Genomic DNA, 13173 nt, shown 5'->3' with positions numbered 1-13173 from the left:
CCAGGCGCCTAGGGGCGCAATGCCTGGACGAAATCGACAAACGCACGCAGCGGCGCGGGCAGCTGGCGGCGGCTGGGGTAGTACAGATAGGGGCCGGAGAAGCTGGGCCACCAGGCTTGCAGCACCGGCTCCAGGGCGCCACTGTCGAGATGGGGGCGCAACCAGTCTTCGAATAGGTAGATGACGCCGCTACCGGCCACGGCGGCGTCCACCGCCAGTTCCACGGCGCCGCCGATCCTGACGATCAGCGGGCCGCTGGTGTCTACCTTGATGGTTTCGCCATTCCGCTCGAATTCCCAGGCCGGCATGGCGCCGCTGGCGAACTTGCCGCGCAGGCAGGCGTGGCCCAGCAGGTCGCGCGGATGTTCGGGGCGGCCGCGCTGGTCCAGGTAGGCGGGCGCGGCGGCGGCGGCAAAGCGCTGCACACGCGGGCCGATGGGGATGGCGACCATGTCCTGCTCCAGTCGCTCCTCGTAGCGTATGCCCGCATCGCAGCCCTCGGCCAGCATGTCGACAAAGCTTTCTTCGGCGATCACCTCCAGCACGATGTCGGGATAGGCGGCCAGAAATGGCGGCACGATGCGCGGCAGCACCAGGCGGGCCGCGCTGAGCGGCACATTCAGCCGTAGCGTACCGGCGGGCCGGTCCCGAAAGCTGTTGGCCACATCCAGTGCGGCCTCTACCTCGACCAGCGCCGGGCCCAGCCGCTCCAGCAGACGGGTGCCGGCCTCGGTCAGCGCGACGCTGCGCGTGCTGCGGTTGAGCAGCCGTACGCCGAGCCGGGTTTCGAGCCGGCGCACGGCTTCGCTGAGGCTGGAGGCGCTGCCGCCATTGGCCATGGCCGCGCCCCGAAAGCCGCCTGCGCGCGCCACCGCCACGAAGGCCGTCAGGTCGGCCAGGTTTGCGGTCATTGTTCGCCTTTCCGCACAAGCTGTGCTGATTCAATCCCCTTATCGTACGCGGTGTTCTTCCCTACATTCGTGGCTCACCACAGGAGAACGAACATGATCGACATTGGCCAGGCAGGAACTTACATACTCGGCGACCGCAGCGTGCAGCGTCTGGGATACGGCGCCATGCAGCTCGCCGGCCCGGGCGTATTCGGGCCGCCGAAGGACCGCAACGCGGCCATCGCCGTGCTGCGCGAGGCCGTGGAAAGCGGCGTCAACCACATCGACACCAGCGACTTTTACGGCCCGCACATCACCAACCAGATCCTCCGCGAGGCGTTGCAGCCTTACCGCGATGGCCTCACCATCGTCACCAAAATCGGCGCCCGGCGCGGCGCGGACGCCTCCTGGAACCCGGCTTTCGCGCGCGAAGAACTGACTCAGGCGGTACACGACAATCTGCGCAATCTGAGCCTGGATGTGCTCGATGTAGTCAACCTGCGCTGCATGTTCGGCATCTACGGGCCGGCCGAAGGCTCGCTGGAAGAACCGCTCAGCGTGCTGGCCGAATTGCAGCAGCAGGGCCTGGTGCGCCACATCGGTTTAAGCAATGCCACGCCCACGCAAATCGCCCAAGGGCGCAGCATCTGCCGCATTGTGTGCGTGCAGAACCTGTACAACCTGGCGCAGCGTGCCGACGACGGCCTGATCGCCGACCTGGCCCGCGCCGGCACGGCCTACGTGCCGTTCTTCCCGCTGGGTGGCTTCAGCCCCTTGCAGTCGGCGGGCCTCTCCGCCGTGGCCGAAGAGCTGGGCGCTACACCCATGCAGGTCGCACTGGCCTGGCTGCTCCAGCGCTCGCCCAATATCCTGCTGATTCCCGGAACCTCGTCGGTCGTGCATCTGCGCGAAAACCTGGCCGCGGCCCAACTGGTGCTGCCGTCCAGCACTGTGGCGCGGCTGGACCAGATCGCGGGCGAAACCCCACCGGCCTGATGCGACGCGGGTCGGCCAGGGCGCTTAAACTTTTGCCATGACCACCGACTCGACTCCTTCCATCGACAAACCCAATGCCCGCACCGAAGCCGCGCTGGCCCGCCTGCACAAGGCCATGCGCGACATCGAGGCCGAGATCGCGGCGCACCAGGGCATCTACCCCTTCAACTTTGGTCGCGTGACCCAGTCCGAACTGTGCCGCCGCGCCGACGTGAAAAAGGCCACCCTGCAAAACCCGGTGCACAAGGACACGACGCGGGTGGAGATCATGGCTTGGCTGGATGGGGTCAGCGCCCAGCTGGCCCAGACCCGCGACGGCACGCGCGAGCGGGTCACCGAAGTGGCGGATGGCCTGGCGGCGGAGGTTCAACGCTTGACGCAGGCGCTGCAGGCGGCCGAGCAGCGCATCGCGCAGCTGGAGGCGGAGAACGCCGCGCTGCGGGGGTAACTGGCAGCTCCCGGTTTGCTCCTAAATAAGGAGCTGCTTGCGCAGGTAATACCTGCGCTACAGGCCTTTTTTCCTTGAATCTCTAGAAGTGCATCGCCAGCCGTACCTGGGCGGTGAGCGGGGCGCTGCTGCGGTTGCGCACCAGGGTCTCGTGGTAGGTGTTGACCCAGAGCGAGGTGTCGCGGCTGATGCGCCACATTAGCCCGGGGCCGATGCCGAGCACGCGTTCTTTCGCGTCGGCAAGCGTGCTGCCGTTGGCCTTGCTATCGCTCAGCTGCTGGAACAGGTAGCCGTTGATGCCCAGGCTGACTTCGGGTGTCACCGCATAGGAGGCGGTGAAATTCACCCAGCTGGCCTGTCCGGCCTGCGTGCTGGTGAGCGGGGCACCGTTGAAGCTTTGCTGCGGGTTGCTGGAGGCCGGCTTGTCGTTCTTGAAGTTGTACAGGTAGTGCAGCCGCCAGCTGATCTCCCAGCGGTCGGCCGGGAACAGCGTGGCCGCCCAGTACGGATTCAACGAGGCGAAGCCCGCGCTCTGGTTGATGTCGGTGTGCTGGTCGTACTTGCCCGTGGGCAGGATGGTGTCTAGGGACAAGCGCTGGACGAAGACGGGCTGGCCTTGCGCCCCCATCACCGGGTCGCTTTGCAAGAACGCGCCCACGGTGATGTCGCCCAGATCGGTGCCGCCATCCGTCATCGACGCTCCCGGGCCAAAGCTGCTGTGGAGGGACACCAGCGGCAGGATGGCGGTAACGCCAGGGTGCCAGCCTCCAAAGCTGGTGGGTGAGGAGTAGCTGAGCTGGTTGGCCCACGAGGTGCTGCTGATCTTGGGGCTGTTGAACGCCGCCACGTTGTTGCCGCTGTTGTCCTTGATGGCGTTCGCCGATGCGTTGCGTAGCCAGCTCAGCCAGGTCCATCCCGGCGCGCCGGAGAAACCGTCGTAGAAGCTGGTGCCGCCCAGGTTCAGGCCGGCGGGCTGGCTCACGGTGGGCACTTGTGCGGTTACGCCGGTGGCCGCCAGGGCGCTTGCCGCAGCGATCAACCAGGTGGCGTGGGTATGTTTGTTTTTCATCAATTGTCTCCTCCAGAACGCGGTAGTTCGAAGCGGGGTGCTCCGATGCCTGAAGGATAAAAATCGAGAGCCGATGCAGCTTGCTTGTGGGTGACACACTTGCCCAGGCATGCCGCGCTGTCGTCGTGGTTAACCCGGGCGCAGGATTTGGGGTCGCATTCTCATATGCTGAGACTGCGGTTTGACGCGCACCAGCGGCATACCGAATATGCTGGAGCAGAAGAAGGAGACATATATGGCGAGTCGCACCCATGTTTCGGTAGATGCCGTCAGTCCGTCCCAGCGGCTACCGGCCTGGCACGCCTTGATCAGCACCCATGTAGGGCGTACGCCAGAGTCGTTTCGCCTGCGCGATGCCAGCCATTGGGAGCCCCTGGTGGGCCAAACATTTTCCGGCAGCCTGGAGTACGGCATGCTGGGCGGCGCGGGCTTTTGCCGACTGACCGCAACGCCACACCGCTTCAGCCGGGCCATGGGTGCCCGGCAAGAAGACATCCCCAGTCCGCTGATGCTGTTGATGCAGCAAAAAGGCTGCGCGCTGCTGGAGCAGGACGGGCGTAGTGCGATGCTGGAGCCGGGCGACTGGTGCATCCTGGACGCCGCCCAGCCCTTTGTGGTGGACCACCCCTATGGATGCGACCAGATCATTCTGACGCCGCCCCGCCCCTCCGACCCTGCACTGGTGGACCTGATTGCGCGCACCCGCGCATCGCGCTGTGACGGGCGCACCGGTTCCTCGCGCCTGGTGCAAACCATGGTCCGTGAGGCCTATGGGCAGTTTGACCGGCTGCCGGCCAGCACCGCCAAAACCCTGGCCGATGCGATCACGGCGCTGGCCTGGCATGCGGTGCAGGAACGCTTTGCGGCCCCGGACAAGGACACGGTGCGCGACACGCAACGCAACAAGTTCAAGGCCTTTATCGACAAGCATCTGGCCGAGCCCGGTCTCTGCGTAGAGATGGTGGCGCAGGGCTGCGGCTGCTCCGTGCGCACGGTGCACCGCGCCTTTGCCGACGATGCCCTGGGCTCCGCCTCCGAATACATCTGGCAGCAGCGGGTGGCCCAATGCGCCAGCGACCTGAAGAACCCGCGCCATGCCTCCCGTTCGTTGACGGACATTGCCATGCAGTGGGGTTTTTCCAGCTCCTCGCATTTCAGCCGGGTGTTCCGCAGCAGCCTGGGGGTCTCCCCCAAGGCTTACCGCGCGGCGCCGTAATTTCAGATCGGATAGTGCCGCGGCGTGGTTTGCACGCTGAGCCAGCGCAGGTCGGTAAACGCGTCGATACCGGCGCGCCCACCAAACCGGCCGACGCCGCTGGCCTTGACGCCGCCGAACGGCATCTGCGGCTCGTCGTGCACCGTAGGGCCGTTGATGTGGCAGATGCCGGATTCAATGCGCTGCGCCACCTGCAGCGCGCGGGCAATATCGCGGCCATAGACGGCGGCCGACAAGCCGTAGGCGTTGTCATTGGCGCAGCGCACGGCTTCTTCCATGCCACGGACCCGAACGATGCCTTTGACCGGGCCAAAGGATTCTTCGCTGTAGATCTTCATGGCGGGTGTGACGTGGTCGATCAGCGTTGGCAGCATGAGTGTGCTGTCTGCGCGGCCACCGCACAGCAGTTGGCCACCGGCCTGCAGCGCGTCGTCCAGCAGCAGATTGCAGCGGTCCACCGTGGTCTGGTCGATGACGGAGCCCAGGGCTGCGCCCGAGCCTGCTGCGCCGGGCGTCAGCGTACGGGCCTTGCGGGCGAGCCGCGCCACAAATTCGTCCGCGATGCGCTCGTCCACGATGATGCGCTCGGTGGACATGCAGATCTGCCCCGAGTTGAGGAATGCGCCAAAGATGGCGCCGTCCACGGCCTGGTCCAGGTCGGCATCGTCGAGCACGACCAGCGGTGCCTTGCCACCCAGCTCCAGCACCACGGGCTTCAGGTGTTCGGCGCATTGGGCGGCGATGATCTTGCCCACCTTGGTGGAGCCCGTGAAGTTGACGCGGCGTACGGCGGGGTGGGCAACCATGGCGGCCACCACGGCGCCCGCATCGGCAGGCGCGTTGCTGATGAAGTTCACCACGCCCGCAGGCACGCCGGCGCGGGTGAACGCATCGGCGATGGCCCGGTGGGTCGCCGGGCAGGATTCCGATGCCTTGAAAACCACGGTGTTCCCGCAGGCCAGGGGCACGGCGATGGCGCGCACGCCCAGAATCAGCGGCGCATTCCAGGGGGCGATGCCGAGTGACACGCCGGCCGGCTGGCGCACGGCCAGCGCCAGGTTGCCGGGTACGTCGGAGGGGATGACTTCGCCGTTGATCTGGGTGGTGAGTGCGGCCGCTTCACGCAGTATGCCCACGGCGGTGACGGCGTTGAAGCCAGCCCAGAGTTCGCTGGCACCGGTTTCGCTCACCATGGTCGCAATAAGCGACGCTTGGTGGCGTTCCAATTCGTCAGCCGCTTTGGTCAGCATCGAGCGCCTCTCGGCAGGACCGGTTTGCGACCACGCCGCAAAGGCCTGCTGTGCCGCGACTACGGCCGCCACGGCGTCGGCCGGGCTGGCCGCCGCAGCCGTGGTAACCACCTCATGGGAGACCGGGTTGCGGCGCTCGAATGTGGCGCCCGAGCGGGCATCGGCAGATTCGCCTTGGATCAAAAGCTGGACAGTGTTCATGGGGATCTCCTAAATGGTTTGGGGGTGCGAGGGCGCCCAGTCGCCGTGAAAGGCATCGCGCAACCGCATGGGTAGCTTGATCTGCGCGATGGGGCCGGCTGTGATGTCGGCGGCGTTCAACACCACCACGGAGGCCAGCCCCGTGTCGTGGTGGTCCACCACGGCCAGCAGCAGGCCTTCCGCGCCGGGAACCGGCACCAGCTGTGGCTCCTGGAAGGTGGTGGTGTCCGATAGAAACAGGGCGGTGACGCCACCCGTTTTTGTGTCAACACGCACCAGGTGGTTCGAGCCCAGGCCGATGGGGCCCGCCACGAGCTGGCTTTTGCTGGGGTCGATGCCGCCGTAGTAGATGAAGCGGTGCGGGTGCATGGACACGCGGTCGTCGATCCGCGGTAGCTCTCCCGGTATCGGGCTCAATACGCGGGAGGTGAACGAGGATTCCGGGCTGTCCGCGTCGAAGCTCCAGCGCGTGAGGTAGGGCGCATTGGCCTCCGGGTCGTGCGCGCTGCCGTCCCGCGCCGGCACATAGGGAAAGACATTGCGCGCCGAGACGCACAGGTCGATGGTGATCTGGCTGCCGGTATTGAAGGCGTTGGCCACGTGGTAGGAATAGCAGGCCGGCCGGCGGAACCAGCGCATGTCTTTGACCGAGCCGTCTCGGCGCATCACGCCTATCCAGGTGTCCAGAGCGCCGTCCCACATCCAGTGCGTGCCGCCGGCTTTCATGCGGTCCAGATCGCAGACCGTGGGGAAGACGGAGAAGATGACGTAGTCGCGCGTTACCGCGAAATCGTGCTGCATGGCGGCGTAGGGCGCTTCGAACCACTCTTCGCGCACCAGTGCGCCGTGTTTGTCGGCAACGCAGAAGGCCACGTCCTTGCTGGCATCGCCGGCTGCCTCGTAGCCAAAGAACAGCCATTCGCCGGTCTCCGGGTCGCGCTTGGGGTGGGCGGTGACGGTGCGCGAACGCAGTTGGCCGTCGAAGTCGTGCCTACCCTTGGTCTCCAGTGTCACCGGGTCCAGCTCGTAGGGCAGGCTATCTTCCTTGAGTGCGAACAAGCGCCCTGCATGCACGAAGGCCGTGGTGTTGGCCGTACCACGGTCCAGCCCGCGCACCGAAGCATGGTCGGTAAACGGGTTGCGGTACAAGCCGAACAGGGATCGGTGGGCCGCACGCTCGGCTTCAAAACGCTGCGTGCGCACGTAGCGCATCGTGAAATCCACCCGGCCATTGGCGAAGCTGAATGCGCTCACTGCACCGTCGCCATTGATGTAGATATCGTCGCCCAGCATGGGTGGGTATTTGGGGTCGGGGCCACACCGGTACCAGGTGCCTTGCAGTGCCTGGGGCAGCTCGCCCACGACTTCCAGGTCTTTGATGTGGCATTCGATGCGCGAGGGCGCATTCATTCCGCTGAATTGCGGCAGGGCTGGGAAGTTACGGCTAGGGCTTGAATCGGTAGGCATGGCTAAGGATGGTTAAGTGGAAAGAGACAGTGGGTGCTTGCAACTTCATGTGGGGCTGAGCGGCAAAGCGCTGCGGCGATGGCTGCCGTGCGCATGGCGCGAGGTCACCACCACAGACAAGGCCAGCGCGATGGCGTAGACCAGGGCGGCTGCCCAGCCCACGTTGCGGAAGCTGCCGGCCCCGACGGCGAAGGCGCCGATTGCGGGGCCCAGTGCCTGGCCCATGAAGATCGCCGCATTGGCCAGGCCGGGCAAGCGGCCCGTGGGGTCCATATCGGCCGACAGGGTCAGCAGATAGGTCAGTCCGAAGAACCACACCAGCATGATGACGCAGGCGGTAAGCGCATACACCGCCACGTTGTTGCCGTAGACCATGAGCAGCGTCGCCACCAGGGAGCCCGCAAACCCCAGCAGTTGGGCGCTACGGTGGCTAATGCGTTGCCCCAGCATGCCTGCCACCGCTGCGCCCGCCGCACCTGACAGAACGCTGAGTCCGAGGATCATGCCGATGTGATCGGGCGCGATGCCGATGGCTTTGCCGATGCGCTCCTGGTAGATCCACAGGGCACCATGTCCGGCGAAGAGCAGCACCACCAGCACCAGCAGCAGTATGTGGTTCAGCTGCAGGGGGCTGGATGCGATAGCGCCCGCACCGCTGTTTACCGCCGCTGGCGCATGGGCAGGAATGCGTCCGCACACCAGCAGGCTCACCACACACATCACAGCGAAGCCAGCAAACACGGCGGGAATGCCGTGCGCCGCAATTACCGGCGGCAATATGCCCAGTGAGATCGCACCCCACAGCAGGACGCAGATGTTGAGCGTGGCAAAGGTTTTGTCTTTGTGGGTACGCAAGGTGGTGCTGGCGTAGACCACGGCCTGCGCCACGCCGCCTGCAGCGCCCGACAGCAAACGGGCCGCGCAAAACAGGGTGAAGCTATCGGCCACCATGCTCCAGGCGTTGGAGGCCAACAGAACCACCAGGGCGATGCGCATCAGATGCTGCCGGTTCTGCCGGTGCGCGCCAAAGGCCGTGATGGTGCAGGCCAACGCCATGGACACCAATTCGATGCCGAAAAGCATGCCCATTTGCTGCAGGCTGATGCCCATGCGGTCCACCAGGGCGCCGCCCAGCACGGGCTGCATCTGTATGGTTCCCATGGCGGTCACCATGCAAAGGGCCAGCGCGAACATGGTGGTCTTGCTGTCGATTTTTGTCATTGCGTGCATAGCACTGTCTCCGTAGATAGGGTCCGGCAAGAATAGGAAATACGGCTGCATGCATCTGGCATCAGCGCGCCGGGATTGACTGAGCGTGTCAGCGCCATCTCAGGGATTTCCCTGGCGCCATGTAGCCGGCCCATGGCTGCGTATTTCAAGGCCAGGTCCGATGTGGAGAATGTGCTTTCAAATCTCACCTGTTGAGACTTTGCGTTGACGGTCTTGGGAATGGCGGCGACAGTCGCTGCACTGCTTCATCACCTTGATTGCCGCTATGCACAACACGACAGACCTGCAGGCCGCCCTGTACACCATCAGCTTGTATTCGCCCGATCCGCTGGCCATGGCCCGCTTCTACAGCGCTGCGTATGGCATGTCGCTGGAGGCGGTGGAGGGTGGTTATGCGTGCCGCGGCCCGGGCCGCCAGGTGCAGATCACCACCGGCCCGGCCAACCAGCTGGGCTATGCCCAGTTCGCCCTGCACACGCCGGCTGCCTGGCAGCATCTGCGCCAACGCATCCAGGCCATGGAAGCCCAGGCCGTGCCTGCCAATTGCCCCGTCGGGGCCGTCGCCGTGCGTGACCCCGATGGCAACCGGATCGTCTTTATTGCGCCGCACGACGCCCCTTTGGCCGGCGGCCATGCCGAACTGCCGGCCGCTACGCTGCAGCATTTCGCCTTGCGCACGCAGCAGCTGCCGGAGATGCTGGCCTTCTATACCGAGCAGCTGGGCTTTGTGCTGTCCGACGCGGTGCGCGATGCCGAAGGCCAGCTGCGGGCCTGCTTTCTGCGCAGCGACCATCTGCACCATGCGCTGGCGCTGTTCTTTGCGCCGGTCTCCTGTTTCGACCACCAATCGTTTGAAGCGCCCGACTGGGCCAGCATGAAGGCCTGGGGCGACCATATGGCCAGCCTACGCGAGCCCATCGTCTGGGGCATAGGCCGCCATGGGCCCGGCAACGACGTGTTCTTCATGGTGCGCGACCCGGACGGCAACCTGGCCGAAATTTCCGCTGAGATCGAGCACTGCGAACCCGGCCGCCCAGCGGGGGAGTGGACCCACGAGGAGCGCACGCTCAACCTCTGGGGCAAGGCCATTTTGCGAAGCTGAGCACACCATGCCCAGTACCAACCGTATGTTGCGCATCCTTGGCCTGTTTGGCCTGGACCGCCCTGTGATATCGCCCGAATGGCTGATCGAAGAACTCGGCGTATCACGCGCCAGCGTGTACCGCGACCTGGGTCAGCTGACCCGTGCCGGCATGCTGGAACGCGTGGCCGACCGGGGCTATGTACTCGGCCCCATGGTGGTCGAGCTGGACCGGCAGATACGCCTGACCGATCCGCTGCTGGAAGCCGCGCAGGAACTGCCCGGCAAGCTGGCCCATGAGACCGGTGGCACTATTTTGTTGTGCCGCTTCCACGGCAACAAGGTGATGTGCATCCACCAGGTCAATGGTCAGAACCCGGCCTTGTCGGTGAGCTACGAGCGCGGCCGCGCCATGCCGCTGTACCGCGGCGCCACGTCCAAGATCATTCTTGCCTGTCTGCCGGCCGCCCAGCTGAAGCAGCTGTGGGCCAGCGAACGCCAAACCCTGGTAGCGGCCGGTCTGCCCGATGACTATGCCCAGCTGCTTGAAGTGCTGGCCGCGTTGCGCCAGACCGGCTACTGCATAACCCAGGGCGAGGTGGACCCCGACGCCGTGGGTTTCGCCGTGGCGCTGCGTGACGGTGAGCAACTGCTGGGCAGCCTCAGCGTGGTGATGCCCGCCGCCCGGATGACTGCTGTATTGCGTCAATCCACGCTGAGTCGCCTGCAAAGCGCGGCAGGCCGCATTGAAGGCCGGCTGCAAGACCAGCGCGACAAGGCGCGTGCCCACAAAAGCAAAACGGAGACCCCATGAACGCAGCCCTGCCTATGTCGGCTATTCCCCCTGGTATGGCTGACGAGACGCCCGACGAGACATCTTTCCCCGTGGTCATCGTCGGTGCCGGCCCCACCGGGCTGGTGCTGGCCAACCTGCTCGGCCAGCAGGGCATCCGTACGCTGGTGATCGAACGCAGCACCAATACGGTCGGCGAGCCGCGCGCCGTCACCATCGATGACGAGAGCTTGCGCACTGTGCAGGCCGCCGGATTGATCGGGGAGGTGCTACCGCAAGTAGTGCAGGGCTATGGCGTGCACTACTACTCGTGGCGCGACAAGGAATTCGCCCGCATCGAGCCACAGAGCCAGGAGTACGGATTTCCCAAGCGCAATGCGTTTCGCCAGCAGCTGCTGGTGGGCCAGCTGCGCGATGGTCTGCAGCGCTTTGCGCACACTGCCATCTGGTTTGGCCACGAGCTGGTGCAGTTCCGCGACGAGGGCGAAGATGGCCAGGCCGTGCACCTGCAGCTCAACCACGGCGGCGAGACCAAGCACATCAGCTGCCAATGGCTGGTGGCCTGCGACGGCGGCCGCAGTCCGGTGCGTGAGCAGCTGGGCATCCAGCTCACGGGCAGCACCTATGACGAGAAATGGCTGATCGTCGACCTGCTGGAACGCGACTCGGCTTTTCGCCACACTCGCACCTATTGCGACCCGGCACGGCCTGCGATCCGTCTGCCCGGGCCGCAGGGTACGCTGCGCTACGAGTTCATGCTGCATGCAGGCGAAGACCCGGACCAGGTGCTGGACGAGTCGAACGTGCGGGCCTGGATACGCGCACGCAACCCGGCCGATGCGGAACTGGCCATTGCCCGCAAGGTGGTCTACGCCTTCCACGCGCGGGTGGCCGAGCGTTGGCAAACGGGCCGGGTGTTCCTGGCGGGCGATGCGGCCCACCTCACGCCACCGTTTGCCGGCCAGGGTATGAACAGCGGCGTGCGCGATGCCGCCAACCTGGCCTGGAAGCTGGCCGCCGTGGTGCGCGGCGACATGGCACCCAGCCTGCTGTCTACCTACGCGCAGGAGCGCAAGCCCCATGCCTGGTCCCTGATCCGTATGGCGGTGCGCATTGGTACCTTCATGCAGCCCAAGTCGGTACTGGCGGCCATGCTGACGCAGGGCGCGCTGAAGTTGTGCAGCCTGTATAGGCCGGTGCGCGACTATGTGCTGCACCTCAAGTTCAAACCCAAGCCGCGCTTTTTTGAAGGCTTCTTTGTGTCTGGCGAACATGCCGATGCACTGGTGCCCGCGGGCCAACTGCTACCCCAGCCGCAGGTGGAGCTGCCCGGTGGCGCCCACGTGCCGCTGGACGACCTGCTGGGCCACGGCTTTGTATGGCTGGGCCTGGCCGATGCCCCGTTGCCTACTGGTTTTCACCTGCCCTGCCGCACCTTGCGCGTGGTGGCGCAGCAGGACGACTTTCTGCCCGCCGTTGACGGCGTGGACGCCGTGCTGCGCGACGTGGAGGGCGTGCTGGAAAACATCCTGCGCAGCGCCAGTGCCCGCGCCCTGCTGCTGCGGCCCGACCGCTATGTGCTGGCCTACCTTGGCTGCGCTGGCACACCGGACCAACAGCGCCTACAGCAACTGGCCCCTTATTTCAATCGACCTACCGTTACTTTAGAAAGCGCAGCATGAAACTGATCAGTTATCTCTACCAAGACCAACCCGGCTGGGGTATGGTCACCGATGCCGGCGTGCAGCCCTTGGGCAGTGCCCGCTACCCGAGCTTGCTGAGCGCGCTGCAAGCGGGCCAGCTGGATGCCATCGCCGCCGAGGCCAGTGCGGCCGTGTTGCCGCTGGCCGACATCGTGTTCCTGCCGGTGATTCCCGCACCGGGCAAGATTTTTTGCGTAGGCCACAACTACGAGGAACACCGCATCGAGACCGCACGCGACAAGACCCAGTTCCCCCTGCTGTTTATGCGGGTGGCTGAATCGCAGACGGCCCATGGCCAGGCTATCTTGCTGCCGCCTGAATCCACCCAGTTGGACTATGAGGGCGAGATCGCCATCGTTATCGGCAAGGCCGGGCGCCGTATCCGCGAGGAAGACGCATGGGAGCATGTGGCCGGCTACAGCGCTTACAACGACGGCTCCATCCGTGATTGGCAGCGCCATACCCTGCAGTTCACCGCTGGCAAGAACTTCACAGGTACTGGCGCCTTTGGCCCCTGGCTGGTGACGCGCGGCGAGATCGCCGACGGCGCCGAACTGACGCTGGAGACGCGCCTCAACGGCGAGACCATGCAGCGCACCACCACCGCGTCGATGATCTTCCCCATTCCGGTGCTGATCCACTACATCTCCACCTTCACCACGCTGCAGCCCGGGGATGTGATCGTCACCGGCACCCCCGGTGGTGTGGGCGCAAAGCGCAATCCCCCCGTGTGGATGCAACCGGGCGACCGCGTCGAGGTGGAGGTCAGCCAGGTGGGCGTGCTGACGAATACGGTAGAGCGCGACCCTGGTTGAACCCGCCGGCTTGC

The 13173-nt window shown here is 65.4% G+C and carries 12 protein-coding genes; 7 read left to right on the top strand and 5 right to left on the bottom strand.

Annotated elements, in window-relative coordinates:
• Nucleotides 1–8: 8 nt before the first annotated feature.
• A complete protein-coding gene (locus AC07R0_RS12160; RefSeq protein WP_495105011.1) occupies nucleotides 9–911 on the bottom strand; it encodes a LysR family transcriptional regulator in 903 nt (300 codons plus the stop codon).
• A gap of 93 nt (nucleotides 912–1004) precedes the next feature.
• On the opposite strand from AC07R0_RS12160, the gene AC07R0_RS12155 reads away from it, so the two are divergent.
• Nucleotides 1005–1886, top strand: a complete 882-nt coding sequence (locus AC07R0_RS12155; protein ID WP_495105010.1) for an aldo/keto reductase family oxidoreductase — start codon at nucleotides 1005–1007, stop codon at nucleotides 1884–1886.
• 37 nt (nucleotides 1887–1923) lie between these two features.
• Entirely contained in the window at nucleotides 1924–2334 is a 411-nt protein-coding gene (locus AC07R0_RS12150) for a hypothetical protein (protein ID WP_495075722.1), read from the top strand.
• Between the two features lie 82 nt (nucleotides 2335–2416).
• Here AC07R0_RS12150 and AC07R0_RS12145 read toward each other — a convergent pair whose 3' ends face one another.
• A complete protein-coding gene (locus AC07R0_RS12145) occupies nucleotides 2417–3403 on the bottom strand; it encodes a SphA family protein (protein ID WP_495105009.1) in 987 nt (328 codons plus the stop codon).
• A 235-nt stretch (nucleotides 3404–3638) separates the two neighbouring features.
• Here AC07R0_RS12145 and AC07R0_RS12140 point away from each other — a divergent pair, with 235 nt between their 5' ends.
• On the top strand, nucleotides 3639–4619 hold the full coding sequence (locus AC07R0_RS12140; RefSeq protein ID WP_495096225.1) for a helix-turn-helix domain-containing protein: 981 nt from the start codon (nucleotides 3639–3641) through the stop codon (nucleotides 4617–4619).
• Nucleotides 4620–4621: 2 nt separating this feature from the next.
• Here the strand turns inward: AC07R0_RS12140 and AC07R0_RS12135 are convergent, their stop codons facing one another.
• Genes AC07R0_RS12135 through AC07R0_RS12125 form a run of 3 tightly spaced genes read right to left on the bottom strand, consistent with a single transcriptional unit; the run spans nucleotide 4622 to nucleotide 8767 of the window.
• Nucleotides 4622–6070, bottom strand: a complete 1449-nt coding sequence (locus AC07R0_RS12135; RefSeq protein ID WP_495105008.1) for an aldehyde dehydrogenase — start codon at nucleotides 6068–6070, stop codon at nucleotides 4622–4624.
• Nucleotides 6071–6079: 9 nt separating this feature from the next.
• Nucleotides 6080–7537: a carotenoid oxygenase family protein gene (locus AC07R0_RS12130; protein WP_495105007.1), complete on the bottom strand. Its 1458-nt coding sequence runs from the start codon at nucleotides 7535–7537 to the stop codon at nucleotides 6080–6082.
• Between the two features lie 45 nt (nucleotides 7538–7582).
• Nucleotides 7583–8767 carry an MFS transporter gene (locus tag AC07R0_RS12125; protein ID WP_495105006.1) on the bottom strand — a complete coding sequence of 395 codons (1185 nt, stop codon included), beginning with the start codon at nucleotides 8765–8767 and terminating at the stop codon, nucleotides 7583–7585.
• A gap of 265 nt (nucleotides 8768–9032) precedes the next feature.
• Here AC07R0_RS12125 and AC07R0_RS12120 point away from each other — a divergent pair, with 265 nt between their 5' ends.
• The 4 genes from AC07R0_RS12120 to AC07R0_RS12105 are packed head-to-tail and all read left to right on the top strand — an operon-like array spanning nucleotide 9033 to nucleotide 13159.
• Nucleotides 9033–9869, top strand: coding sequence for a VOC family protein (locus tag AC07R0_RS12120; RefSeq protein ID WP_495105005.1), 837 nt, complete (start codon nucleotides 9033–9035; stop codon nucleotides 9867–9869).
• A gap of 7 nt (nucleotides 9870–9876) precedes the next feature.
• Nucleotides 9877–10662 carry an IclR family transcriptional regulator gene (locus tag AC07R0_RS12115; RefSeq protein ID WP_495105004.1) on the top strand — a complete coding sequence of 262 codons (786 nt, stop codon included), beginning with the start codon at nucleotides 9877–9879 and terminating at the stop codon, nucleotides 10660–10662.
• Nucleotides 10659–12323, top strand: coding sequence for a bifunctional 3-(3-hydroxy-phenyl)propionate/3-hydroxycinnamic acid hydroxylase (locus tag AC07R0_RS12110; RefSeq protein ID WP_495105003.1), 1665 nt, complete (start codon nucleotides 10659–10661; stop codon nucleotides 12321–12323). Before AC07R0_RS12115 ends, AC07R0_RS12110 begins: the two co-directional genes overlap by 4 nt.
• Nucleotides 12320–13159, top strand: a complete 840-nt coding sequence (locus AC07R0_RS12105) for a fumarylacetoacetate hydrolase family protein (protein WP_495105002.1) — start codon at nucleotides 12320–12322, stop codon at nucleotides 13157–13159. The genes AC07R0_RS12110 and AC07R0_RS12105 overlap by 4 nt, the downstream gene beginning before the upstream one ends.
• Nucleotides 13160–13173 lie beyond the last annotated feature (14 nt).

The organism is Rhodoferax sp. GW821-FHT07F03 (assembly GCF_059418745.1).
The sequence above is the reverse complement of the archived record's forward strand: the minus strand, read 5'-3'. Positions and strand labels throughout refer to the sequence as shown.

Coding starts and splice junctions, on each gene's coding strand:
- AC07R0_RS12110 (WP_495105003.1), top strand. CDS start 10,659: ATGAACGCAGCCCTGCCTATGTCGGCTATTCCCCCTGGTATGGCTGAC.
- AC07R0_RS12130 (WP_495105007.1), bottom strand. CDS start 7,537: ATGCCTACCGATTCAAGCCCTAGCCGTAACTTCCCAGCCCTGCCGCAA.
- AC07R0_RS12155 (WP_495105010.1), top strand. CDS start 1,005: ATGATCGACATTGGCCAGGCAGGAACTTACATACTCGGCGACCGCAGC.
- AC07R0_RS12125 (WP_495105006.1), bottom strand. CDS start 8,767: ATGCACGCAATGACAAAAATCGACAGCAAGACCACCATGTTCGCGCTG.
- AC07R0_RS12160 (WP_495105011.1), bottom strand. CDS start 911: ATGACCGCAAACCTGGCCGACCTGACGGCCTTCGTGGCGGTGGCGCGC.
- AC07R0_RS12150 (WP_495075722.1), top strand. CDS start 1,924: ATGACCACCGACTCGACTCCTTCCATCGACAAACCCAATGCCCGCACC.
- AC07R0_RS12115 (WP_495105004.1), top strand. CDS start 9,877: ATGCCCAGTACCAACCGTATGTTGCGCATCCTTGGCCTGTTTGGCCTG.
- AC07R0_RS12145 (WP_495105009.1), bottom strand. CDS start 3,403: ATGAAAAACAAACATACCCACGCCACCTGGTTGATCGCTGCGGCAAGC.
- AC07R0_RS12135 (WP_495105008.1), bottom strand. CDS start 6,070: ATGAACACTGTCCAGCTTTTGATCCAAGGCGAATCTGCCGATGCCCGC.
- AC07R0_RS12120 (WP_495105005.1), top strand. CDS start 9,033: ATGCACAACACGACAGACCTGCAGGCCGCCCTGTACACCATCAGCTTG.
- AC07R0_RS12140 (WP_495096225.1), top strand. CDS start 3,639: ATGGCGAGTCGCACCCATGTTTCGGTAGATGCCGTCAGTCCGTCCCAG.
- AC07R0_RS12105 (WP_495105002.1), top strand. CDS start 12,320: ATGAAACTGATCAGTTATCTCTACCAAGACCAACCCGGCTGGGGTATG.